The sequence below is a fragment of the Halomonas sp. Cn5-12 genome (assembly GCF_021532545.1).
Taxonomy (GTDB): Bacteria; Pseudomonadota; Gammaproteobacteria; order Pseudomonadales; family Halomonadaceae; genus Vreelandella; species Vreelandella aquamarina.
This window is the reverse complement of sequence record NZ_JAKGAY010000044.1, coordinates 1-22,024: the sequence shown is the minus strand read 5'-3', so window position 1 is coordinate 22,024 and position 22,024 is coordinate 1. Positions and strand designations below refer to the sequence as shown.

Annotated in this window: 17 protein-coding genes and 1 rRNA gene; 13 read left to right on the top strand and 5 right to left on the bottom strand. The window is 56.7% G+C overall.

All coding sequences use genetic code 11. From position 1 onward, the window contains the following. Entirely contained in the window at positions 1 to 243 is a 243-nt protein-coding gene (locus L1249_RS16160; protein ID WP_268825212.1) for a transposase, read from the top strand. 121 nt (positions 244 to 364) lie between these two features. Then, the gene (locus L1249_RS16155) at positions 365 to 2,044 is read left to right on the top strand and encodes an NAD-dependent malic enzyme (protein WP_058577287.1); all 1,680 of its coding nucleotides are present in this window, start codon (positions 365 to 367) and stop codon (positions 2,042 to 2,044) included. Positions 2,045 to 2,111: 67 nt separating this feature from the next. On the opposite strand, the gene acnA is transcribed toward L1249_RS16155, so the two are convergent. Beyond that, positions 2,112 to 4,859, bottom strand: coding sequence for an aconitate hydratase AcnA (acnA, locus tag L1249_RS16150; RefSeq protein WP_172416526.1), 2,748 nt, complete (start codon positions 4,857 to 4,859; stop codon positions 2,112 to 2,114). Between the two features lie 225 nt (positions 4,860 to 5,084). Here acnA and trxB point away from each other — a divergent pair, with 225 nt between their 5' ends. Further along, entirely contained in the window at positions 5,085 to 6,035 is a 951-nt protein-coding gene (gene trxB, locus L1249_RS16145; protein ID WP_228169003.1) for a thioredoxin-disulfide reductase, read from the top strand. A 55-nt stretch (positions 6,036 to 6,090) separates the two neighbouring features. Here the strand turns inward: trxB and L1249_RS16140 are convergent, their stop codons facing one another. Next, positions 6,091 to 6,603 (bottom strand): GspH/FimT family pseudopilin, encoded by a 513-nt coding sequence (locus tag L1249_RS16140; RefSeq protein WP_054641405.1) that lies wholly within the window; start codon positions 6,601 to 6,603, stop codon positions 6,091 to 6,093. Positions 6,604 to 6,728: 125 nt separating this feature from the next. Here L1249_RS16140 and thiO point away from each other — a divergent pair, with 125 nt between their 5' ends. Beyond that, positions 6,729 to 7,826 carry a glycine oxidase ThiO gene (thiO, locus tag L1249_RS16135; protein ID WP_228169004.1) on the top strand — a complete coding sequence of 366 codons (1,098 nt, stop codon included), beginning with the start codon at positions 6,729 to 6,731 and terminating at the stop codon, positions 7,824 to 7,826. Between the two features lie 12 nt (positions 7,827 to 7,838). Here the strand turns inward: thiO and L1249_RS16130 are convergent, their stop codons facing one another. Then, the gene (locus L1249_RS16130) at positions 7,839 to 8,102 is read right to left on the bottom strand and encodes a PP0621 family protein (protein WP_228169005.1); all 264 of its coding nucleotides are present in this window, start codon (positions 8,100 to 8,102) and stop codon (positions 7,839 to 7,841) included. Positions 8,103 to 8,281: 179 nt separating this feature from the next. Between L1249_RS16130 and L1249_RS16125 the strand changes: the two genes are divergently transcribed. Beyond that, complete coding sequence (locus tag L1249_RS16125; RefSeq protein ID WP_228169006.1) at positions 8,282 to 9,916, top strand: NAD+ synthase; 1,635 nt, start codon at positions 8,282 to 8,284, stop codon at positions 9,914 to 9,916. A gap of 239 nt (positions 9,917 to 10,155) precedes the next feature. On the opposite strand, the gene L1249_RS16120 is transcribed toward L1249_RS16125, so the two are convergent. Next, entirely contained in the window at positions 10,156 to 10,968 is an 813-nt protein-coding gene (locus tag L1249_RS16120) for an outer membrane protein assembly factor BamD (protein ID WP_074211490.1), read from the bottom strand. Between the two features lie 181 nt (positions 10,969 to 11,149). Between L1249_RS16120 and rluD the strand changes: the two genes are divergently transcribed. The 5 genes from rluD to ilvN all read left to right on the top strand — a co-directional run bounded on the left by rluD (position 11,150) and on the right by ilvN (position 18,243). Further along, entirely contained in the window at positions 11,150 to 12,109 is a 960-nt protein-coding gene (gene rluD, locus L1249_RS16115; protein ID WP_228169007.1) for a 23S rRNA pseudouridine(1911/1915/1917) synthase RluD, read from the top strand. Then, positions 12,106 to 12,861, top strand: a complete 756-nt coding sequence (gene pgeF, locus L1249_RS16110) for a peptidoglycan editing factor PgeF (RefSeq protein WP_228169008.1) — start codon at positions 12,106 to 12,108, stop codon at positions 12,859 to 12,861. The genes rluD and pgeF overlap by 4 nt, the downstream gene beginning before the upstream one ends. 127 nt (positions 12,862 to 12,988) lie before the next feature. Next, complete coding sequence (clpB, locus tag L1249_RS16105; protein WP_228169009.1) at positions 12,989 to 15,568, top strand: ATP-dependent chaperone ClpB; 2,580 nt, start codon at positions 12,989 to 12,991, stop codon at positions 15,566 to 15,568. 459 nt (positions 15,569 to 16,027) lie between these two features. Next, positions 16,028 to 17,752, top strand: coding sequence for an acetolactate synthase 3 large subunit (locus tag L1249_RS16100; protein WP_044630355.1), 1,725 nt, complete (start codon positions 16,028 to 16,030; stop codon positions 17,750 to 17,752). Next, positions 17,752 to 18,243, top strand: a complete 492-nt coding sequence (gene ilvN, locus L1249_RS16095) for an acetolactate synthase small subunit (protein ID WP_044630356.1) — start codon at positions 17,752 to 17,754, stop codon at positions 18,241 to 18,243. The genes L1249_RS16100 and ilvN overlap by 1 nt, the downstream gene beginning before the upstream one ends. 93 nt (positions 18,244 to 18,336) lie before the next feature. Here ilvN and ilvY read toward each other — a convergent pair whose 3' ends face one another. Then, entirely contained in the window at positions 18,337 to 19,224 is an 888-nt protein-coding gene (ilvY, locus tag L1249_RS16090) for an HTH-type transcriptional activator IlvY (RefSeq protein ID WP_044630357.1), read from the bottom strand. Between the two features lie 193 nt (positions 19,225 to 19,417). Here ilvY and ilvC point away from each other — a divergent pair, with 193 nt between their 5' ends. The 3 genes from ilvC to L1249_RS16075 all read left to right on the top strand — a co-directional run. Then, positions 19,418 to 20,434, top strand: a complete 1,017-nt coding sequence (gene ilvC, locus L1249_RS16085) for a ketol-acid reductoisomerase (RefSeq protein WP_062362822.1) — start codon at positions 19,418 to 19,420, stop codon at positions 20,432 to 20,434. A 146-nt stretch (positions 20,435 to 20,580) separates the two neighbouring features. Continuing rightward, complete coding sequence (gene pssA, locus L1249_RS16080) at positions 20,581 to 21,468, top strand: CDP-diacylglycerol--serine O-phosphatidyltransferase (protein ID WP_062376005.1); 888 nt, start codon at positions 20,581 to 20,583, stop codon at positions 21,466 to 21,468. Positions 21,469 to 21,930: 462 nt separating this feature from the next. Then, positions 21,931 to 22,024, top strand: a 16S ribosomal RNA gene (locus tag L1249_RS16075); the annotation flags it as partial.

Sequence of the window (22,024 nt, the reverse complement as noted above, 5' to 3'; positions counted from 1 at the left end):
CTGGAATATAAATGCGCTCACGCAGGCATCGTCTTCAAGGTCGTTCGCGAAACCAACACCACCCGCGCCTGTTCGTCGTGCGGCTCGCTTAGCGGGCCGCAGGGCGTCAACGGGTTGCGAGTAAGGGGCTGGGAGTGCGTGGAGTGTGGTGTACTCCACGACCGGGACGTGAATGCGGCCCGGAATATCCTCAGTCTCGGGGCAGGACGTTGCCCTCAAGAAGTTGGAATCCCCGTCTTTTAGGCGGGGAGGACGTCAAGTCTCTGCCACCTTTGTCGTACTAGCATGTTACATTACGCTCAAACGCCGACAACGCCCAGCGTTGCTGCATTGCAACAGCAATTGACATAAAAAGAGAGTGCCTATGTCTACGACGAGTAAACGCCCCCTGTACATTCCTTACGCCGGTCCTTCGCTGCTTGAAATGCCGCTATTGAACAAAGGCAGCGCGTTTACTCAGGAGGAGCGGCTAGCGTTTAACCTGATAGGCTTGTTGCCGCAAAAAGTCGAAACCATTGATGATCAGCTTGAGCGTGTTTACCGCCAGTACCAGCAGTGCCATAGCGATTTAGAGCGCCATATTCACCTTCGTGCCATTCAGGATGACAACGAAACGCTCTATTTCCGTCTCGTCTCTGAGCATCTGGAAGAGATGCTGCCGATTATCTACACGCCGACGGTTGGCCAGGCGTGCCAGGAGTTCTCCAATATCTACCGCAACCACCGGGGGCTGTTTATCAGCTACCCGGACCGCGAGCATATGGACGATATCCTGCGTAGCGCCACCAAAGATAACGTCAAAGTGATCGTGGTGACCGATGGCGAGCGGATTCTCGGCCTTGGCGACCAGGGTATCGGCGGCATGGGCATTCCTATCGGTAAGCTGGCGCTCTATACCGCTTGCGGCGGGATTAGCCCAGCCTATACGCTGCCGATCATGATCGACGTAGGCACCAATAACCAAGCGCTGCTGGATGACCCGATGTACATGGGCTGGCGCCATGAACGGGTAGGCCAGGAAGAGTACGATGCTTTTATGGCGGAGTTTATTGCTGCCGTGAAGCGCCGCTGGCCGAATGTGCTGCTGCAGTTTGAAGATTTTGCCCAGGCTAACGCCGTGCCGCTGTTGGAGCGCTACCGTAACGAACTGTGCTGCTTCAACGATGACGTGCAGGGCACGGCCTCTGTGGTGGTAGGTACGCTGATGGCGGCCTGCCAAGCCCGCGAAGAAACCATTGCCCAGCAGCGTGTGGTGTTTGTTGGCGGTGGCTCTGCCGGTTGTGGTATCGCCGAGCAGGTCGTGGTCGCCATGGAGGCGGAAGGCCTGACCGAAGCGGAAGCGCGGGCACGTATCTTTATCGTCGACCGTGACGGTTTGATGACCACGGATCAAACGTGGCAGCGGGATTTCCAGCGCCGTTTGGCCCATGACTCTTCGCTAGTGGCGGAGTGGAACGGCCAGGGCTTGGAAGAGACCATTGCCCAAATCAAACCGACGATCTTGATTGGCGTATGTGGCCAGCGCGGTATCTTCACCGAGCAGGTGGTACGTACCATGCACGCAGGCTGCGAACATCCGGTGATTATGCCGCTCTCGAACCCGACCTCCCAGGCGGAAGCGGTGCCAGAGGATGTGATTCGTTGGACCGATGGCCAAGCGCTGGTAGCCACCGGTAGCCCGTTCGCACCGGTGGTCTATAACGGCCGCACCTATCCGATTGCCCAGTGCAACAACGCCTACATCTTCCCAGGCATCGGTTTAGGTGTGATTGCGGCCAACGCCAACCGCGTGACCGATGAGATGCTGATGAGCGCCTCGCGGGCGCTGGCCCGCGAAGCGCCGCTAGTGAAAGAGGGCAAAGGTGCGCTGCTGCCACCTCTATCGCGTATTCGCGATATCAGCAAGTCGATTGCTTTTGAGGTGGCCGCACAAGCCCAGCAGAACGGCGTTGCGTTGAAGACCAGCGGTACAGCGCTGCGCGAGCGTATCGAAAAAGCTTGCTGGTCGCCGGAGTACCGCTTCTATCGTCGTCGCGCCTTCTAAACAGGCGCGCTGGCAAAAAAAGCCCCCACCGAGGTGGGGGCTATGCAAGCATTGGAAGGTCGTACCTCTAGGCAGCGCCGATCATCTTGCGCAGCACGTAGTGAAGGATACCACCGTGGCGGTAGTACGCCAGCTCATTGGCGGTATCAATTCGGCACTTGGCATCAACGGTACGTTCCCCGTCGCTATTTTTAATCACGACTTGAACGGTGCCGCCGGGGCTTAAGTCGTTCAAACCAGCAATCGAGATCTCCTCATCCCCTGTTAATCCCAGGCTTTCACGGCTTTCGCCTTCCGGGAACTGTAGCGGTACCACGCCCATACCGATCAGGTTAGAGCGGTGGATACGCTCGAAGGATTCGGCAATGACTGCGCGCACGCCTAGCAAACGGGTGCCTTTGGCAGCCCAATCCCGCGAGGAGCCGGTGCCGTACTCCTTACCAGCAATCACCACCAGCGGCGTGCCTTCCTCTTTATATTTCATGGCGGCATCGTAAATCGCCATCTGCTCGCCGCTCGGCACGTGGCGGGTTTCGCCGCCTACCACGCCGTCGAGCATCTCGTTTTTGATGCGCACGTTGGCGAAGGTGCCGCGCATCATCACTTCATGGTTACCCCGGCGGGAGCCGTAGGAGTTGAAGTCGATCGGCTTCACGCCGTGCTCTTGCAGGTAGCGCCCGGCGGGGCTATCCGGCTTGATAGAGCCAGCAGGCGAGATATGGTCGGTGGTGACGGAGTCACCCAGTATCGCCAGTATGCGGGCGTTCTTCACGTCCTCGATGGCGTCTGGCTCCCGCTGCATGCCTTCAAAGAAGGGCGGGTGCTGAATATAGGTCGATTCCGGCCACTCGTAGACCTTACCCTCCGGCACTTTGATGGCTTTCCACGTCTCATCGCCTTCGAAGACGGCACCGTACTCCTTGCGGAACATCTCGGTGTTCACCTTCTCGACGGCACTGGCGATATCGGCCTGCGAAGGCCAGATGTCTTTCAGGTAAACCGGGTTGCCGTCGCTATCCTGGCCGAGCGGGTCGGTGGTTAGGTTGCACTGCACGTTGCCTGCCAAAGCATAGGCAACCACCAGGGGCGGTGACGCCAGCCAGTTGGTTTTCACCAGCGGATGCACTCGGCCTTCGAAGTTACGGTTGCCAGAGAGCACCGAGGCTACGGTGAGATCGCCGTTGTTGATGGCTTTTTCGATCTCTTCCGGCAGCGGGCCTGAGTTACCGATACAGGTGGTGCAGCCGTAGCCCACGAGGTTGAAGCCTAGGGCGTCTAGGTCATCGTTAAGATTGGCGGCGGCGAGATAGTCGGTGACGACTTTAGAGCCGGGGGCCAACGATGTTTTTACCCAAGGCTTGGTGGTCAAGCCTTTTTCTCGGGCGTTGCGGGCCAGCAGGCCTGCCGCCATCATTACGCTGGGGTTGGAGGTGTTGGTGCACGAGGTAATGGCGGCGATGACTACCGCGCCGGGGTCAAGGCTGAAGTCCTGCTCGCCCATGGTGACGGACTGGCTGTCACTGTGTTTGAAGTCGTGCTCGTAGCTACGCTCAATACCCACCGCTGTTTGGCCACCTTCCGAAGCAAGTTTGCCCTTCTCGGTGGTGGGGCGTGCTTTACCGTCCTCTTCCATGACTTTGTTAAAGGCGCTGGCCATATCTTTCAGGGCAACGCGGTCCTGCGGGCGTTTGGGGCCTGCAAGGCTTGCTTCTACCTCGTTCATATCCAAGCTTAGTGTGTCAGTGAACACAGGCTCGTCACCCGGCTCACGCCACAGGCCTTGGGCTTTGCTGTAAGCCTCAACCAACGCGATCTGGCTATCTTCGCGACCGGTTAAGCGCAGGTAGTTGAGCGTTTCGTCATCCACCGGGAAGAAGCCGCAGGTGGCGCCGTATTCCGGGGCCATGTTGGCAATGGTGGCGCGGTCCGCCAGCGGCAGGTCTTTCAGGCCATCGCCGTAAAACTCGACGAACTTACCTACCACGCCTTTTTTGCGCAGCATTTCGGTGACGGTCAGCACGAGGTCGGTGGCGGTAATGCCTTCCTGCAGCTTGCCAGTCAGCTTGAAGCCAATCACCTCGGGAATCAGCATGGAAACCGGCTGACCCAGCATGGCGGCCTCGGCTTCGATACCGCCCACGCCCCAGCCCAGTACGCCGAGACCGTTAATCATGGTGGTGTGGGAGTCGGTGCCTACCAGTGTGTCGGGATAGGCAAAGGTTTTGCCATCTTCCTCTTTGGTCCATACCGTGCGGCCCAGGTACTCTAGGTTCACCTGGTGGCAAATACCGGTTCCGGGCGGCACGACACTGAAGTTGTCGAATGCTTTCTGGCCCCAGCGCAGGAATTCGTAGCGTTCGCCGTTGCGCTGCATTTCGATATCGACGTTTTCTTGGAATGCCGTCGGATGACCGAACTTATCGACCATCACCGAGTGGTCGATCACCAAGTCCACTGGAGAGAGCGGATTGATACGGGCGGGGTCCTCGCCCAGTTTTTCCACCGCCGCGCGCATGGAGGCGAGGTCGACCACGCCAGGCACACCGGTAAAGTCTTGCATCAATACCCGCGCCGGCCGGTAGCCTATTTCACGGCTGGATTTACCCTCTTTCTGCCAATCTACCAGGGCCTGCATGTCTTCCTGGTCGACGCTTTCATCGTCAGCGAAGCGTAGCTGGTTTTCGAGCAGGATTTTGAGCGTCTTGGGTAGCCGGTCGATATTGCCAAGGGCTTCAGCGGCTTTGGGCAGGCTGTAATAGTGGTACGTCTGGTTGCCTACCTCTAACGTATGCTGCGTATCGGGTATTTTGCTCATGGCTTTCTCCTCTGATTGCTTGGCGTTACGCGACGGTCACTCTTTTCTTGGTATGGCGAATCAATAGTATGGCTTATTAATAGCACATGGGTGTTTCACCATAGAGTTTCAAGGCATCTTTGCCTAATAGCGTAGACTAACCCTTGTAATAGCTTGTACTTGGCGCCATTTCAGGCAGACTCTCTTGCAACGTTATTTGCTCAATATTGTGACAAAGGTGGTGTCATGGAAACGCGTCATGAACGTTTGATTATTCTTGGTTCCGGCCCTGCAGGGTATACCGCAGCGGTGTATGCAGCACGGGCTAACTTAAAGCCGCTGCTGATTACCGGTATGCAGGCAGGTGGCCAATTGACCACTACAACCGATGTAGATAACTGGCCCGGCGATGCCGAAGGCGTCCAAGGCCCCGAGCTGATGGAGCGCATGAAGCAGCACGCCGAGCGTTTCAATACCGAGGTGCTGTTTGACCATATCAATGAGGTCAGTCTAAGCGAAAAACCGTACACCCTGAAAGGTGACAGCGGCACCTACACCTGCGATGCGCTGATCATTGCGACCGGTGCCAGCGCACGCTACTTGGGGCTGCCCACTGAGCAGCAGTTTATGGGTCAGGGTGTTTCTGCCTGCGCCACTTGCGATGGCTTTTTCTATCGCAACCAGGAAGTGATTGTTGTAGGCGGGGGCAACACCGCCGTGGAAGAAGCGCTGTACCTTTCCAATATCGCCTCTAAGGTGACGCTGGTACACCGCCGCGATACCCTACGCGCCGAAAAAATTCTGCAAGACAAACTCTTCGAGAAAGCCGAGGCGGGCAAGATTGCTTTGGAATGGTTCTACGAAGTAGAGGAAGTGCTGGGCGACAACACCGGCGTGACCGGCGTGCGGGTGAAATCTACCAAAGATGGCTCCACCAAAGAGATCCATGCGCCGGGGCTGTTTATTGCCATCGGCCATAGCCCCAACACCGGCATCTTTGAAGGCCAGCTGGAAATGAACGGCGGCTATATCAAAGTGAAATCGGGCAGTGAAGGCAACGCAACGGCGACCAGCGTGCCGGGTGTATTTGCCTGTGGCGACGTGATGGATCATATCTATCGCCAGGCGATTACCTCAGCAGGCAGCGGCTGCATGGCGGCGCTGGATGCTGAACGCTATTTAGACGGTATTTCGTAATTAGGCGCCTGTTTGCTTTAGAGGGAGCCCATTAGTTAGAACAGCTAATGGGATCTCAATCTATCCGTGCTCTGCCTGCTGGGCTAAGCACAAGGCTCTGACAGGATGCTTGAGCTTGGTCATTGGTGGGGCAAACAGTATACGTACCTTGAGAACCTTTAATGCTGCCTAAAGAGGTATATCTCACTGTTGGCGCACCGCTTTTAGTTACGATAGTACCTGCTGTGGACGCGAACACTCTAATAACTTCATTGACTTGATCTTCTAGCCTTTTATCTCCCTTTACGACCATGATGGGGCCATTCCAGTCACCGGTACAGGCCGTTCTGCCTTCATTGGCAGGGCAAACCGTCACGTCACTGCGCTGTGTAATCGCCGTATTGCGCGCCAGCGTTAGCGCTGTTTGTAAGCGATTTACTTCGCTGGCGACCGCCGAACGCTCTCCCAATGCTTGAAAGCTGGGAAGCCCCCAGGCCGCCAGCATGCCCATTAAGGCGAGTGCCACCAGCAACTCAAGCAGTGTAAAGCCCGTGTTGTTTCGCCTAGCGATGTGGTGAGGCTGTGCCATAGTCTCTCTCAGTAGCTTGACCTGTTGAAACGCATCACTATGCTCATTCTCTTTATGCCGCCAATGCGCTGGTACTCTGTTAGCGGCTCTTTTAGCGACTCTATTAGCAATAGTGGGCAATATTTGTGAGCGATTTCTTAATTATAGGCGGTGGTGTTATTGGCATGATGACCGCGCTGCAACTGGCAGATGCAGGTCAGAATATCACGTTGGTAGAGCGTGGGGCATGCGGGAGAGAGGCTTCTTGGGCAGGCGGGGGGATTGTGTCGCCGCTCTACCCATGGCGGTACGGCGAGCCAGTATCGCAACTTTCCCGCTGGTCGGAGGGCGTCTATCCGACGCTGGCACTGCGCCTGCTGGAAGAGACCGGCATCGACCCGGAGTATCGCCAAAAGGGCTTGCTCTACTTAAACGTGGATGACGATGACGCGGCACTGCACTGGGCCCGCCAGCTAGGCAAACCATTGGAGCGGGTAGACGCCTCTTTTGTGCATCAAAAAGAGCCCGAAGCGGCTGCGCCAGAAGGCAGCGCGCTCTGGATGCCCACTCTGGGCAGCGTGCGCAACCCGCGCTTGGGCCAAGCGCTACGGGCGCGCTTAGCCGCCATGCCCAACGTCACACTCATAGAGCAGTGCAGCGTGCAGGGGTTTATTCAGCGCCAAGGCCGCGTGGTGGGTGTTGATACCAACCAAGGCGAGCAGCTGGCCGAGCAGTTGGTGGTATGCGGCGGTGCTTGGGCGGCCCAGTTGCTAGAGGGTTTGAACGTGCGCCTGCCGGTGCGCCCCGTCAAAGGGCAGATGATTGCTTATCAAGCGCCCCCGGGGTTAGTGCAGCGCGTTGTGCTAAAGGATGGCCGCTATGTGATTCCCCGTAGCGACGGGCTGCTGCTGGTAGGCTCGACCCTGGAAGAGGCGGGCTTCGATAAAGCCACTGATGAAGAGGCGTTGGTCTCGCTCAAGCGGAGCGCGGAGAATATTATCCCCGCGCTGGCAGATTGCCCCGTAGCTCACCATTGGGCGGGCCTGCGCCCCGGCTCGCCAGAAGGCATACCGTTTATTGGCGCACTGCCCGATTTTCCGAATGTGTTTGTCAATGCAGGCCACTACCGTAACGGCTTAGTGCTGGCGCCTGCTTCGACCCACCTGCTGGTAGACCAGCTGCTGGGGCGTAAGCCGCTGATGGATCCTACGCCTTATCAGCCAACGGCTGCGCGTTTGGCGTAAAGGCGGGGAGGCTTAGCGATTGCTGTTGTCTTCCTGCTCCTGCAAAAAACGGTCACGGTGCGCGCTACAGCAGAACCACTGTTCCGCATCGCGCAGCGCCTCGTTTTCCGGTACGTGAACATCACACCAGCGACAGCGCACCATTTTGCCACCTTCATGGCGAGGGGGTGTTTGCTGCTGGTGGGTCAGCTTACGCTGGCGGTAAATACTGTAAAGCTTCAAGCCTACGTAAAACAGCACGGCAAATATAATCAGCCGAATGATCAATAGATTCATCCTCAATGGCTCCCCAAGTGGGAAAGGCGGTTACAAGGCGTGACTGGCGGCAAGACTTTCGTTGCTTTCAGCCCTCTTAGTGCTGTGTGGCCTTTGCCACTTGGCATGCCTTGCGGGACAATGCATCTACTATATAGATGCCACCGTATTCCGAAGATTCTCAAGAGATTTTAACGCCCATGCAAGACTTAACGCTGGTAATGGCCCAACTCGACCCTCTGGTGGGAGATATTCCCGGCAATGCCGCGCGTGCCATTGAGGCCGTGCGAGAAGCGAGGATTGAGCATGGGGCGGATATTGTTGTCTTCCCCGAGCTTTTTTTATCCGGCTACCCGCCGGAAGATTTGCTGCTGCGCCCCTCCATGGAAACCCGCCTGCGGGAAGCTCGTGCCAAAATGGCCGAAAAAATTGCCCGTGATGTGTTGGTGATTATTGGCTACCCCGGCGTGCGTGAAGGCAAGTGCTATAACCTGGCGGGTGTGCTGTACAACGGCCAGTGGGAAGCGGAGTACGCCAAGCAGGCGCTGCCCAACTACCAAGTGTTTGACGAGCAACGCTACTTTACCCCTGGCACTGAGCCGCTGGTGTACGAACATAAAGGCGCCAAGCTTGGCCTGCTGATTTGTGAAGATTTATGGGAAGGCGCGCCGGTAAAAGCGGCTCGGGAAGCCGGGGCAGAAGTGCTGATTAGCCTGAATGCCTCGCCCTACCATCAGGACAAGCCCGCCGAGCGGCTGCGCCTTTTAGAGCTGCGTGCCCAAGAAGTGCAGCGGCCGATTGTTTACGTCAACACCATCGGCGGCCAGGATGAGCTGGTGTTTGATGGTGGTTCTAGCTGTGTGGATGCCAGTGGCCAACTCAAGGTGCTGGCGCCCTATTGGCAGGCGGGGTTAATGCCCATTCAACTGCTGCAAACCAGCGCGAATACCTGGGAGCCCCAAGCGGGGGAGATCGAGCCAGACGTCAAGCCGGAAGAGAGCCTCTACTGCGCGTTGGTGACCGGCCTGCGTGACTACGTCAATAAAAGCGGGTTTAAAGGCGTGGTGTTGGGGCTATCCGGCGGGATCGATTCTGCGCTGTCGCTGGCCATTGCGGTGGATGCGTTGGGGCCGCAGCGGGTGCAGGCGGTGATGATGCCTTACCACTACACGGCGGATATCTCCAAACAGGATGCCGCCGAGCAGGCGAACCTGCTGGGGGTGCACTATGACGTGATGCCCATCGAGCCGATGGTGGAAGCCTTTATGGGCACCTTGGCAGAAAGCTTTGCTGGCACCGAGCGAGATACTACCGAAGAGAACCTGCAGTCGCGCTGTCGTGGTGTGCTGTTAATGGCCATTTCCAATAAGAAAGGCCTGATGGTGCTGACTACCGGCAACAAGAGCGAAATGGCAGTGGGTTACGCTACCCTGTATGGCGATATGGTGGGCGGCTACAACGCTATTAAGGATGTGTATAAAACTTGGGTTTATCGCTTAGCCCGCTGGCGCAATACTCAGTCTCCGGCGATTCCCGAGCGGGTGATTGAGCGCCCGCCTAGCGCTGAACTCGCCCCTGATCAGCAGGATAGCGACTCGCTACCCGACTACGATGTGCTGGACGCCATTTTGGTCCGCTACATCGAAGGGGATATGAGCGCCGAGTCGATTATTGCGGCAGGCTTTGAGGAAGAGGATGTCTATAAAGTCGTCAAGCTGGTGGATCGCTGCGAATATAAGCGTCGCCAGGCCCCTGTTGGAGTGCGGGTCACGCCGCGTGGTTTCGGGCGTGACCGTCGCTACCCCATTGTGAATGGCTGGCAGCCTGGGGATTAATGTAAGCGCTCACTGGCTTAAGGCAGTACCGGAGGAGGGGCCAAGCTTTTCCAATCATGGTGCTTTCGGTTAGCTCAAGCTTCAGCTTGTGGGGCGAGGCACCGCTTAGGATTTGATAAGTTATTGTTAAGTAAGTTTTATTAGGCATGAGCGCAATAAAACCACGCCGAAGCGTGGTTTTATTGATGCATGGGGTGTACAGCTTAAACGTGGCGGCCGCTAGTGGCCTGATTCAACGCTTAATCGCTGTTGCCATGTTTGGGCGTAAAGCGGCCGTTTTGAAGCTGCTCGTGATCCGGCGCGTTTTCGCGCAATACAGTGAGCACCTCGCGGGCGCGGTCGTCCATGCCTAAGCCTTGATAGCCCTCCACCATCGTGGCTAGCGCATCACGGGTGGCGCTGGACTCTGGGTAATTTTCGATGACCCAGCGGCCCCGCTCAACGGCGGCCAAGAAAGCACCGCGGCGCAGGTAGTAGTCAGCCACATGCAGTTCATGGCGGGCTAATAGCTCACGCAGATAAACAATGCGTTGCTGGGCATCCGGCGCATATTGGCTCTGTGGGAAGCGCTGAATCAGCTCGCGGAAATCGTTGTAGGCATCCCGCGAGGCGCCCAGGTCACGCTTGGAAATATCAATCAGGCGCAAGCGTTCCAGACTAAAGCGGCCCGCCTGCCAAGCGGCTAGCCCGCGGAGGTAATAGGCATAGTCGACCTGAGGATGATCGGGATGTAAACGAATGAAGCGGCTGGCAGCCGCCCGCGCCTCTTCCCAGTTGCTGTTTTCGTAGTAGGCGTAAATCAGTTCGAGCTGAGCCTGTTCGGCGTGAGGGCCAAACGGGTAGCGGGTGTCCAGCGCTTCAAGGCGCTCGATAGCAATCGGGAAGCGGTTGCTATCGAGCGCGGTGCGTGCCAGCTCATATAGCTCGCGCTCTTGGACCCCCGCAAACTCGTCTTCCTCTTCTGGGGTCGTGTCGTTGCTGGCGCAGCCTGCGAGAAGGGCAAGGCTCAAGGCTAGGGCGCCAAAGCGGTGGGCAGCGGAAAAAACGCGCATCATCATCCTCGTTGCAAACAAGCCTCAATCACCGAAAAGCGACGATGGCCATAAGTAGAAATGGTAGAATAGGTCGCAGTTAGCCCACTATAAAACACCTAGACGCAAAACGCAGGTTTAGCGACACGTTAAGCGTATTATGTGACGTAGTTGGGCGGTTAGCGTCTTAGAGAGGTTATTCATGTCTCGTATTGTTGAAGCCACGCAGCGGGTGCCCGCATCATTAGCTGGTGCACGCTTGGACCAAGCGGCGGCGGAGTTGTTCAGCGATTACTCCCGCGAGCGCTTGAAAGCGTGGATCAACGCCGGTGAGCTCACCGTCGATGGGGTCAAAGTAAAACCCAAAGCCAAGCTGCACGGCCATGAAGTGCTGGCGCTCAACGCGACCATTGAAGAGGATACGCGTTTTGAGCCCCAGGACATTGCGTTGGATATCGTCTATGAAGACGAGGCCGTGATTGTTATTAATAAGGCGGCAGGTATGGTCGTTCATCCGGCCGCGGGTAACCCAGATGGCACTCTGTTAAACGCTCTTCTGCATCATCATCCGGCACTGGCGGAGGTGCCACGCGCGGGGATCGTCCACCGTTTGGATAAAGATACTACTGGGCTGATGATGGTCGCCAAAACCCTGCCAGCCCAAACAGTGCTGGTGGAGCAGCTTCAGGCGCGTACCGTTTCGCGTCAATACGATGCGGTGGTGATTGGCAAACCCGTAGCGGGCAGCACCATTGATGCGCCGATTGGTCGGCACCCGAAAGACCGTAAACGCCAAGCGGTCACGGCGTCCGGCAAACCCGCCGTGACGCATTTTCGCGTGGTAGAGCGCTTTCGTGCTCACACCCACGTACGCTGCCAGCTAGAAACCGGTCGCACCCACCAAATCCGCGTGCATATGGCCCACGCCCGCTATCCGCTGATTGGCGACCCGCTCTACAGTGGCCGTGCCAAACTTCCGCCGGGGGCTGCCGGGCCGTTAAAAGAGATTTTGCGCGAGTTTCCTCGCCAAGCGCTGCATGCTCGCAAGCTGAGCTTTGTGCATCCCGTTAGTGGCGAAACCCTCACTTTTCAAGCCGACTTGCCCGATGATCTACTAATGTTATTGGACTACCTGCGCGACGATAGCGAGACCATGCGATGAGCGATGCCATTGACCTGCGCCCGACGCTACTGCTGCCGGACTGGCCGGCGCCCGCCAACGTGCGAGCTTTTGTGACCACCCGTGAAACGGGGCCGAGTCAGAATGACTTTGCGGCGTTCAATCCGGCCGCTCACGTTGGGGACAATGCCGATCATGTTGCACTGTGCCGACGGTTGCTACACAAAGAGATCGGCGATGAACGCCCGCTGCTGTGGCTAAACCAAATCCACGGTGCGCGGGTGCAGCAGGAGTATCAGAGTGACACGCCGGAAGCGGATGCCGCTCTTGCCAGCAGCAGCGAGTACGCTTGTGTCGTTCTCACCGCAGACTGTTTGCCGGTGCTGCTCTGCAACCGACAAGGCACCCAGGTGGCGGTTGCTCATGCGGGTTGGCGTGGCCTAGCAGGTGGCGTGCTGGAAGCTACGGTGGCCGCGATGAACTGCGACCCGGACGACATTCTGGTATGGCTAGGCCCGGCGATTTCTAACGCGCAGTTTGAAGTGGGCCCGGAAGTGTACGGCGCTTTTGTCGCGGTACATCCTGATACCGCCGATGCTTTTGATCACAGCCCTTATCGGCTTGGCCACTATATGGCTGATTTGTATCGGCTAGCGCGCTTTCGCCTAGAGGCATTAGGTATTCACCACATTAGCGGCGGGCACTTCTGTACCGCCTGTGAGTCGCGCTTCTACTCCTACCGCCGTGACAACGGCAATACCGGTCGCATGGCAAGCGTGATCTGGATCAAATAAGGGTCACTTGAAATAGGAGGATATGACGCCATTTAACTTGTCAAGCTAATCGACTTTAGCACTTTCAACGACAAGTTATCGGGAAGCGCCGTGGGGCCAAATGCACGGCATCCCCAGGAGGCATACCATGCGATTCGATAAATTCACTGCCAAATTACAGGCCGCCATTGCTGAGGCGCAATCCCTCGCTGTGGGCCAAGGCCACAACCAGTTAGATCCCGCGCATCTGCTGCTGGCGCTGATTGATACCAAAGAAACCGGCATCAAAGCGCTGATCGAGAAAGCCGACGGCAGCAGTTCACGCCTGCGCGACGGTCTGCAGCGCCTAGTGGATGACCTACCCAAAGTCAGCCAATTCGATGGCGAAGTGCAGCCATCGCGTGACTTCGTCAAACTGATGAATCTGACCGACCGCGAAGCGCAAAAGCGCGGCGATCAATTCATCGCCTCCGAGCTGGTGCTGCTGGCGGCGCTGGAGATGAACAGTGCCATCACCAAACTGCTCAAAGAGGCCGGGCTGACGCGCAAAAGTCTCGAGGCGGCCATCGACAGCCTGCGTGGCGGCTCCCGCGTTGATGATCCCAACGCCGAAGATCAGCGTGAAGCGCTGAACAAGTACACGTTGGACCTCACCCAGCGCGCGCTGGACGGCAAGCTCGACCCTGTCATCGGTCGCGATGACGAAATCCGCCGTACGATTCAGGTGTTGCAGCGTCGCACCAAGAACAACCCGGTGCTGATTGGCGAACCTGGTGTAGGTAAAACCGCCATCGTCGAGGGCTTGGCCCAGCGCATCGTCAACGGTGAAGTACCCGAAGGTTTGAAAGAGAAGCGCGTGCTGTCGTTGGATATGGGCGCGCTGCTCGCCGGAGCCAAGTTTCGCGGTGAGTTCGAAGAGCGCCTGAAAGCCGTGCTTAAGGAGCTCTCCCAGGAAGAAGGCCGGGTGATCCTGTTCATCGACGAGCTGCATACCATGGTGGGTGCAGGCAAGGCGGAAGGCGCCATGGACGCTGGCAACATGCTCAAGCCGGCGTTGGCCCGAGGCGAGCTGCACTGTGTCGGGGCCACCACGCTGGATGAGTACCGTCAGTACATCGAAAAAGACGCGGCCCTGGAGCGGCGCTTCCAGAAAGTGCTGGTGGACGAGCCCTCGGAAGCGGATACCGTGGCCATTCTGCGTGGCCTGAAAGAGCGCTATGAGGTGCACCACGGCGTCGATATTACCGACTCTGCGATCATCGCAGCGGCCAAGCTCTCGACGCGCTATATCACCGACCGCCAGTTGCCGGATAAGGCCATCGACCTGATCGATGAAGCCGCCTCGCGGATTCGTATGGAGCTGGACTCCAAGCCTGAAGAGATGGATCGCCTTGATCGTCGTTTGATCCAGCTCAAGATGGAGCGTGAAGCGCTTAAGAAAGAGACCGACGAAGCGACCAAAAAACGCTTGGAAGCGCTCAATCAGCAGATTCACGATTTAGAGCGTGAATACGCTGACCTGGATGAGATCTGGAAGGCGGAAAAAGCCAGCATTCAAGGCGCCGCGCAGTTCAAAGCGGAGCTCGAGCAAGCGCGTATCGACCTTGAGCAGGCGCGTCGTCAGGGTGATTTGGGCCGCATGTCGGAAATCCAGTACGGCAAGATTCCCGAGCTGGAGAAAAAGATCAGCGAAGCAGGAGAAGGCGAAACCGATACTGCCAGCCATCAGCTGTTGCGCTCCAACGTCACGGAAGAGGAAATCGCAGAGGTGGTCTCGCGCTGGACGGGCATTCCCGTATCCAAAATGCTGGAAGGCGAGCGGGATAAACTGCTGCGTATGGAAGAGGCCCTCCACGAGCGCGTCATCGGCCAGAACGAGGCGGTCGAGGCCGTCGCCAACGCGGTGCGGCGCTCGCGGGCTGGCCTTGCCGATCCCAACCGTCCTAACGGCTCGTTCCTGTTCCTTGGCCCGACCGGGGTGGGTAAAACCGAGCTGTGCAAGTCGCTGGCCAACTTCCTGTTCGATACAGAAGAGGCGATGGTGCGTATCGACATGTCGGAGTTTATGGAGAAGCACTCCGTGGCCCGTTTGATTGGCGCGCCTCCCGGCTACGTCGGCTATGAAGAGGGGGGCTACTTAACCGAAGCAGTGCGCCGCAAGCCCTACTCGGTGCTGCTGCTGGATGAGGTGGAAAAAGCGCACCCGGATGTGTTCAACATTCTGCTGCAAGTGCTGGAAGATGGCCGCTTAACCGATGGTCAGGGTCGTACCGTCGACTTCCGTAACACCGTGATTGTGATGACCTCTAACATGGGCTCAGACATTATTCAGCGCATGGGCGGGGATGATAATGATTACGAGCTGATGAAAAACGCGGTGATGGAGGTCGTGGGTAATCACTTCCGCCCAGAATTAATCAACCGCATTGATGAGGTGGTGGTGTTCCACGCACTCGGCCAAGAGCAGATCCAGGCCATTGCCGGTATTCAGTTAGAGCGCTTGAAAGGGCGGCTCGCGGAACACGACCTGAGCCTGGAGATTAGTGACGATGCCATGGCGCAGCTAGCGGTGGTGGGTTTTGACCCTGTGTTTGGGGCGCGGCCACTCAAGCGGGCCATTCAAAGCCGCATTGAAAACCCGCTGGCTCAAAATCTGCTGGCAGGCAAGTATGCCCCAGGCGATACCATTCACATTAGCGCCAATGAAGGCGAACTAGTGTTTAGTTAATTGCGCAATGAAATAGGGCAAATGCCCCGTCAGCACCGCTGGCGGGGCATTTTTTTGCGCTTACTGCGACCTTTGTTGCGTTTGAAGGGATCGGAGGTTGACAGGCTAAGGGCGCTAATGGAATCTTGTGGGTTCCTGATTTGCGGGCGCGGAACCAACGGGCAACCCCTGATCCCCGCGCGAAGGGTAGGCTCACGCCTCTACCCGCCGAAGGACTTCCGGGCTTAGGCTAACCGCCTGACCTGGCCAACGCCCCGACACGGCAAACCGCCGTGTAAGGGAACCGCTCTTTATGGTTGCCATAAATGAGCATTCCCGATGAGAGTGCAGGCCCTAACCGGGCCATATTGCCAGGGTTTGGCATCAGGTGCCGGCATGGGCCGGCAGCGGCATACCGCCGCACTCGACCCCGCAGGATGTCCTGCGGATCGCACTCGAGACCTCCAGGGGAGAAACACAGTGGAACTGCTTTCCGGCGCAGATATGATCGCCCGCTTCTTGCAAGATGAGGGCGTTGAGTACATTTATGGTTATCCCGGTGGTGCGGCGCTGCATATTTACGATGCGCTGTTCCGCCAAGACAAAGTGAAGCACATCCTCGTGCGGCACGAACAGGCAGCCACTCACGCTGCCGACGGCTATGCCCGCGCCTCCGGCAAGCCCGGCGTGGTGCTGGTGACCTCTGGCCCCGGCGCTACCAACGCGGTGACTGGCATTGCGACCGCCTACATGGACTCCATTCCCATGGTTGTTCTGTGCGGCCAGGTCATGAGCCACTTGATTGGTGACGACGCCTTCCAGGAAACCGATATCGTCGGCGTGACGCGTCCAATCGTGAAGCACAGTTTCTCGATTCGTCACCCGTCCGAAATCCCAGAAGTGCTGAAAAAAGCTTTCTATTTGGCATCGACTGGTCGTCCTGGCCCGGTGGTGGTCGATATCCCCAAGGACATGACCGCGCCCACCGAGCGCTACGAGTACGTGTACCCGAAGAAGGTCAAACTTCGCTCCTACAATCCGGTGACCCGTGGGCATACCGGGCAGATCAAGAAAGCCGTCGAGATGATGCTGAAGGCCAAGCGCCCAGTGTTCTATACCGGTGGCGGTGTGGTAACAGGCAAGGCAAGCGAAGGCTTGACCGACTTGGTGAAGCAGCTTGGCTTCCCGATTACCACCACGCTGATGGGCATTGGCGCGTACCCGCAAAGCGACCGCCAGTGTTTGGGCTGGCTGGGTATGCACGGCTCGTATGAGTCCAATATGGCCATGCACCACGCTGACCTGATCATTGCTATTGGCGCACGTTTCGATGACCGAGTGACTAACAACACGTCGAAGTTCTGCCCAACGGCGAAGATTATTCACGTGGATATCGACCCAAGCTCAGTATCCAAAACCGTGCGTGCAGACGTGCCGATTGTTGGCCCGGCGTCCAGCGTCATCAACGAGATGATTAGCTTGGTGCAGGGGCACTCCATTGCGCATCCAGAAGCACTGGCCGATTGGTGGCAGAAGATCGACGGTTGGCGTGCCGATCGCGAAGGAAAGCTCTACGAGCCTTCCAAGCCCGGCGAAGTGCTGAAGCCGCAAGAAGTGATCGAAGCGCTGTGCCGCGTGACCCGTGGCGAAGCGTACGTCACCACGGACGTGGGTCAGCACCAGATGTTTGCGGCGCAGTACTACAAGTTCGATAAGCCGAATCGCCTGATCACCTCCGGCGGGCTAGGCACTATGGGCTTCGGTTTCCCGGCTGCCATGGGTATTAAGCAGAACTTCCCGGAAGACGATGTTGTGTGTGTCACCGGCGAGGGTAGCTTCCAGATGATGATGCAGGAGCTCTCTACCTGTAAGCAGTACGGCGTGGGCGTCAAGATCGTCAACCTGAACAACGCTTCGCTCGGCATGGTGCGCCAGTGGCAGGATTTGAACTACAAGTCTCGCCATGCGCACTCTTATATGGAGTCGCTGCCCGACTTCCATATGCTGATTGAAGCATACGGGTTCACCGCGATCACCGTGAAGACGCTAGACGAGTTGGAGCCGGCGCTTGAGCGTGCGTTTGCCAACAAGCATGAGCTGGTCTTCCTGGACGTGAAGGTCGACCCCCATGAACACGTCTATCCGATGCAGGTACCGCTGGGTGCTATGCGTGACATGCTGCTGTCTAAAACGGAGCGTACCTGATGCGTCATATCATCTCGATTCTGATGGAAAACGAACCGGGTGCGCTGTCACGTGTGGTCGGGCTGTTCTCCCAGCGTAACTTCAATATCGAAACGCTGAACGTGGCACCAACGGAAGATCCGTCGCTGTCCCGCTTAACGGTCACTACTATTGGCGACGACCGGGTGATTGAACAGATCACCAAGCACCTCAATAAGCTGATTGATGTGGTCAAGCTGGTAGATCTCACCGAAGGTAACCACATCGAGCGTGAATTGATGCTGGTGAAGGTGAAAGCGCTTGGCGCTGCCCGTGATGAAGTTAAGCGTACGGTGGATATCTTCCGTGCGCAGATCGTCGACGTGACGCCTAGCCTCTACACGGTGCAGATTACCGGCGACGCTGCAAAGCTGGATGCCTTTCTACAGGCCATGGCGCCGGTGGGTATTCTCGAAGTAGCGCGCACCGGGGTATCCGGTATTGCCCGGGGCGATAAAGTACTGTCCTTGTAAAGGTTCGCTTTACAGTGGTACTTGTATTGCTAAAAGCCGCCCATTATTCGTGGGCGGCTTTTTTTGTACTGTGCTTTAGTGATAAATAGTGCGTTAACGTGGATTAACCGCCGCCCAAAACGCATCAATCATCGGGTTTTTTAACCGCCGGTTCAGCACGCAGAGGCCGACATCATAGTGGGGCAGCTCCGGTTTGACGTTAAGTACCTGTACCCGTTCCGCCAGCGGGCTATTATCCAGCACGATCTTGGGGACAACGCCCACACCGAAGCCAAGCCCGACCATACTCACAATCGCTTCGTGCCCGGCTACCTGGGCGTAAATGCGCGGTGCAATACCCATGGCTTTGAACCAGGTGTTGGCGTATTCCCTGGAGAGGCCTGCTTCCGACAAAATCATCGGCACGTGCTGCCACTGCTCTGCGGTGGAGCTTTCTGGTTGAGGCGGCAGCCACGCGTGGGGCTCGGTGGGTGCAATGAACAGCAGTGGCGAGCGGGTCAGCGACTTGAAGGCCAGCGCGCTAGGCGGAATACGCGGGCGAGGAGTAATCGCCATATCGTCTGCGCCTTCCAGCACTCGCGACATCGCATCGGCGGGGTCACCAGTATGCAGCTTTAGCTCAATGCCGGGGTGGCGTGTGCGTACATCGCTGAGTAATTCATACAGAAAGCTGTAGCTCGCCGTGACCGAGCAATAAATGCTGATCTCCCCGCTGAGTTGTGCTGTGGTGGCGGCCAAGGTGCGTTTTTGGGTTTCCCACTGCTCTAGCGTCTCTTTGGCATAGTGTTGGAACGTGATGCCTTGAGGGGTTAGCGTCACGTGGCGGTTATCGCGCTCGAATAGTCGAGTGCCTAGCTCGCTCTCTACCTGTTGAATAGAGCGGCTCAGCGTCGATGGGCTGATGTGGCAAAGCTCGCTGGCACGGCCAAAATGCAGTGTGTCGGCCAGGGTGACCACGTGTTTGAGTAGACGAAAATCCATAAAGGCCGACACCCTAAGCGTGATTTCATAATATGAAATAGTATGTTGCAAACATAGCGTTTTACGCAACGGCTGCTCTATCGTAGAGTGACCTCAACGCCGAATCCCAGTGCTGCATAAGACGGCACGGGTGGCCATCAACGCTGACCTATACGCTATAAAATTTGATATTACCGACTTCTGGAGTCTCGCCATGCACGTTTATTACGATAAAGATTGCGACCTGTCCCTGATCCAAGCCAAAAAAGTTACTATCGTTGGCTATGGTTCGCAGGGCCATGCGCATGCTAACAACCTGAAAGAGTCTGGCGTTGATGTCACTGTCGCACTGCGCAAAGGCTCCTCTTCTGCAGCGAAAGCAGAGGCGGCTGGTTTAAAAGTGGCGAGCGTGCCGGAAGCGTGCAAAACCGCTGACGTGGTCATGATCTTGGCGCCGGACGAAAACCAAAAAGCCATCTACGAGCAGGAAGTTGAGCCGAATCTGAAAGAGGGCGCGACGCTGGCGTTCGCCCACGGCTTCAACATTCACTACAACCAGATTGAGCCGCGCAAAGACCTTGACGTGATCATGATCGCGCCGAAAGCGCCGGGTCACACCGTTCGCTCTGAGTTCGTAAAAGGCGGCGGTATCCCTGATCTGATCGCTATTCATCAAGATGCGTCTGGTAGTGCTAAAGAGCTGGCGCTCTCCTACGCAGCCGGCGTTGGCGGTGGCCGCAGCGGTATTATCGAAACCACATTCAAAGACGAAACCGAAACGGACCTGTTCGGTGAGCAAGCGGTACTGTGCGGTGGCGCAGTTGAGCTGGTAAAAGCAGGCTTTGAGACGCTGACTGAAGCAGGCTACGCGCCGGAAATGGCTTACTTCGAGTGTCTGCATGAGCTCAAGCTGATTGTCGACCTGATGTACGAAGGCGGCATCGCCAATATGAACTACTCCATCTCTAACAACGCAGAGTATGGCGAGTACGTGACCGGCCCTGAAGTGATCAACGACGAGTCTCGCGCTGCAATGCGCAATGCACTCAAGCGCATCCAGACCGGCGAGTACGCCAAGATGTTCATCCAGGAAGGCAACACTAACTATCCGTCCATGACCGCACGTCGTCGCCTGAATGCCGAGCACGAAATCGAGCAGGTAGGTGCCAAGCTGCGCGGCATGATGCCGTGGATTGCTGCCAACCAGCTGGTCGATAAATCCAAGAACTAATCGATTCACTGAGTTGCTAACGCCCCAAGGCTTTGCCGCGGGGCGTTTTTCGTTGTCTACGGCAATTGGCTGGCTGCCTGGGCGTCACCGTGTAGAATGAGAAGAGATCACTTTTCGTGTGACTTCACTTCAAATGGATGACACTTATGACCCAGGATGCTCGCGACCAAGAGCACGAAAATACGCAGCCTTCCGATACGTCGGCCAGCGGTGAATCACCCCAGCAAACATCAGGTAGTGATGATGCTGTCGGCAATGAAGACCTAGCTACCGCGTTCTTGCGGGAAACCGAGGTCGTTGAAGAGGCCGTGGAGGATGGCAAGAAGATCCGCCGTAAAGGCATCTACCTCTTGCCTAACTTATTCACTACCTCTGCGCTCTTCTCTGGCTTCTTTGCGGTTGTGGCTGGGATTAACGGTGAGTTCACATCCGCAGCGGTCGCCATTTTCATTGCTATGGTGCTAGATGGCTTAGATGGCCGAGTTGCCCGGATGACCAATACTCAAAGCGAGTTTGGCGCGGAGTATGACAGTCTTGCCGATATGATCTCGTTTGGCATGGCGCCTGCACTGGTTGCCTTTACCTGGATTTTGCAAGACATCGGTAAAACCGGTTGGGTGGTCGCGTTTCTGTATGTGGCTTGTGCCGCGCTGCGCTTAGCACGATTTAATGTACAGATTGGTAGTGTCGATAAAAAGTGGTTTATCGGTTTGCCCAGCCCGTCTGCAGCGGCGCTGGTTGCTGCCAGCGTATGGACGTTCCATAGTTTTGATGCCGATGCATTTGGCTTCAAGCTGTTGATGCTCGTCGTAGTAGGTGCGGCAGGTATTTTGATGGTCAGTAACATCCGCTACTACAGTTTTAAGGATCTGGACTTCAAAAAGCCCGTACCTTTCGTTGTACTGTTGGCGGTAGTGCTTGGGTTCGTGATGATCTCCGTCGAGCCTTCGGTCATGCTGCTGCTGCTATTTGCGGCTTACGTCTGTTCAGGTCCTGTTCTGGCCGTTATGCGCAAAGCAAAACCCAAGCGCTGAACTTTTTTGAAACTTTTTCACATTAGCTCTTGCCAACCCGGCTGCGAATCCGTAAAGTACGCATCCGCTGCCGGGGACGCCCAGCGTTACCAGCGGTGAATGAGGTTGAAAAACCTCTGGTTTGTCAGGAAGTTAGAGTCGTCTTGTTGCTGTTTAGATCGCTCGCTTCACTCGCTGAAAACAGCGGTTGACAAACACCGGGAAGTGCGTAAAATACGCCTTCCTCGCTGAGGCAACACGGTTCAGGTCATCGAGCCAGCACAGCGAACTTAAGAAAGTTGCTCTTTAACAATTTGATCAGGTAATTCATGTGGGCGCTTGCCGATGAGGGTGATAAATCACCAATTATCAAGGCAAGCGCACAAGAAAGATGTTCACATCTTTCAAGTTCGTTTGAACCTTGAGCCAAGTTTGATCCGCTTTTGTTGTCTTCGGGCAGCGAGTAAGGATCGCATTGATCTTAAACTGAAGAGTTTGATCATGGCTCAGATTGAACGCTGGCGGCAGGCCTAACACATGCAAGTCGAGCGGTAACAGATCCAGCTTGCTGGATGCT

What these genes read in the sequence shown, in the direction of transcription:
- acnA (WP_172416526.1), bottom strand. Translation starts at nt 4,859, where the DNA reads ATGAGCAAAATACCCGATACGCAGCATACGTTAGAGGTAGGCAACCAG.
- ilvC (WP_062362822.1), top strand. Translation starts at nt 19,418, where the DNA reads ATGCACGTTTATTACGATAAAGATTGCGACCTGTCCCTGATCCAAGCC.
- pssA (WP_062376005.1), top strand. Translation starts at nt 20,581, where the DNA reads ATGACCCAGGATGCTCGCGACCAAGAGCACGAAAATACGCAGCCTTCC.
- L1249_RS16155 (WP_058577287.1), top strand. Translation starts at nt 365, where the DNA reads ATGTCTACGACGAGTAAACGCCCCCTGTACATTCCTTACGCCGGTCCT.
- clpB (WP_228169009.1), top strand. Translation starts at nt 12,989, where the DNA reads ATGCGATTCGATAAATTCACTGCCAAATTACAGGCCGCCATTGCTGAG.
- trxB (WP_228169003.1), top strand. Translation starts at nt 5,085, where the DNA reads ATGGAAACGCGTCATGAACGTTTGATTATTCTTGGTTCCGGCCCTGCA.
- L1249_RS16130 (WP_228169005.1), bottom strand. Translation starts at nt 8,102, where the DNA reads ATGAATCTATTGATCATTCGGCTGATTATATTTGCCGTGCTGTTTTAC.
- pgeF (WP_228169008.1), top strand. Translation starts at nt 12,106, where the DNA reads ATGAGCGATGCCATTGACCTGCGCCCGACGCTACTGCTGCCGGACTGG.
- L1249_RS16125 (WP_228169006.1), top strand. Translation starts at nt 8,282, where the DNA reads ATGCAAGACTTAACGCTGGTAATGGCCCAACTCGACCCTCTGGTGGGA.
- L1249_RS16140 (WP_054641405.1), bottom strand. Translation starts at nt 6,603, where the DNA reads ATGGCACAGCCTCACCACATCGCTAGGCGAAACAACACGGGCTTTACA.
- L1249_RS16120 (WP_074211490.1), bottom strand. Translation starts at nt 10,968, where the DNA reads ATGCGCGTTTTTTCCGCTGCCCACCGCTTTGGCGCCCTAGCCTTGAGC.
- rluD (WP_228169007.1), top strand. Translation starts at nt 11,150, where the DNA reads ATGTCTCGTATTGTTGAAGCCACGCAGCGGGTGCCCGCATCATTAGCT.
- ilvN (WP_044630356.1), top strand. Translation starts at nt 17,752, where the DNA reads ATGCGTCATATCATCTCGATTCTGATGGAAAACGAACCGGGTGCGCTG.
- ilvY (WP_044630357.1), bottom strand. Translation starts at nt 19,224, where the DNA reads ATGGATTTTCGTCTACTCAAACACGTGGTCACCCTGGCCGACACACTG.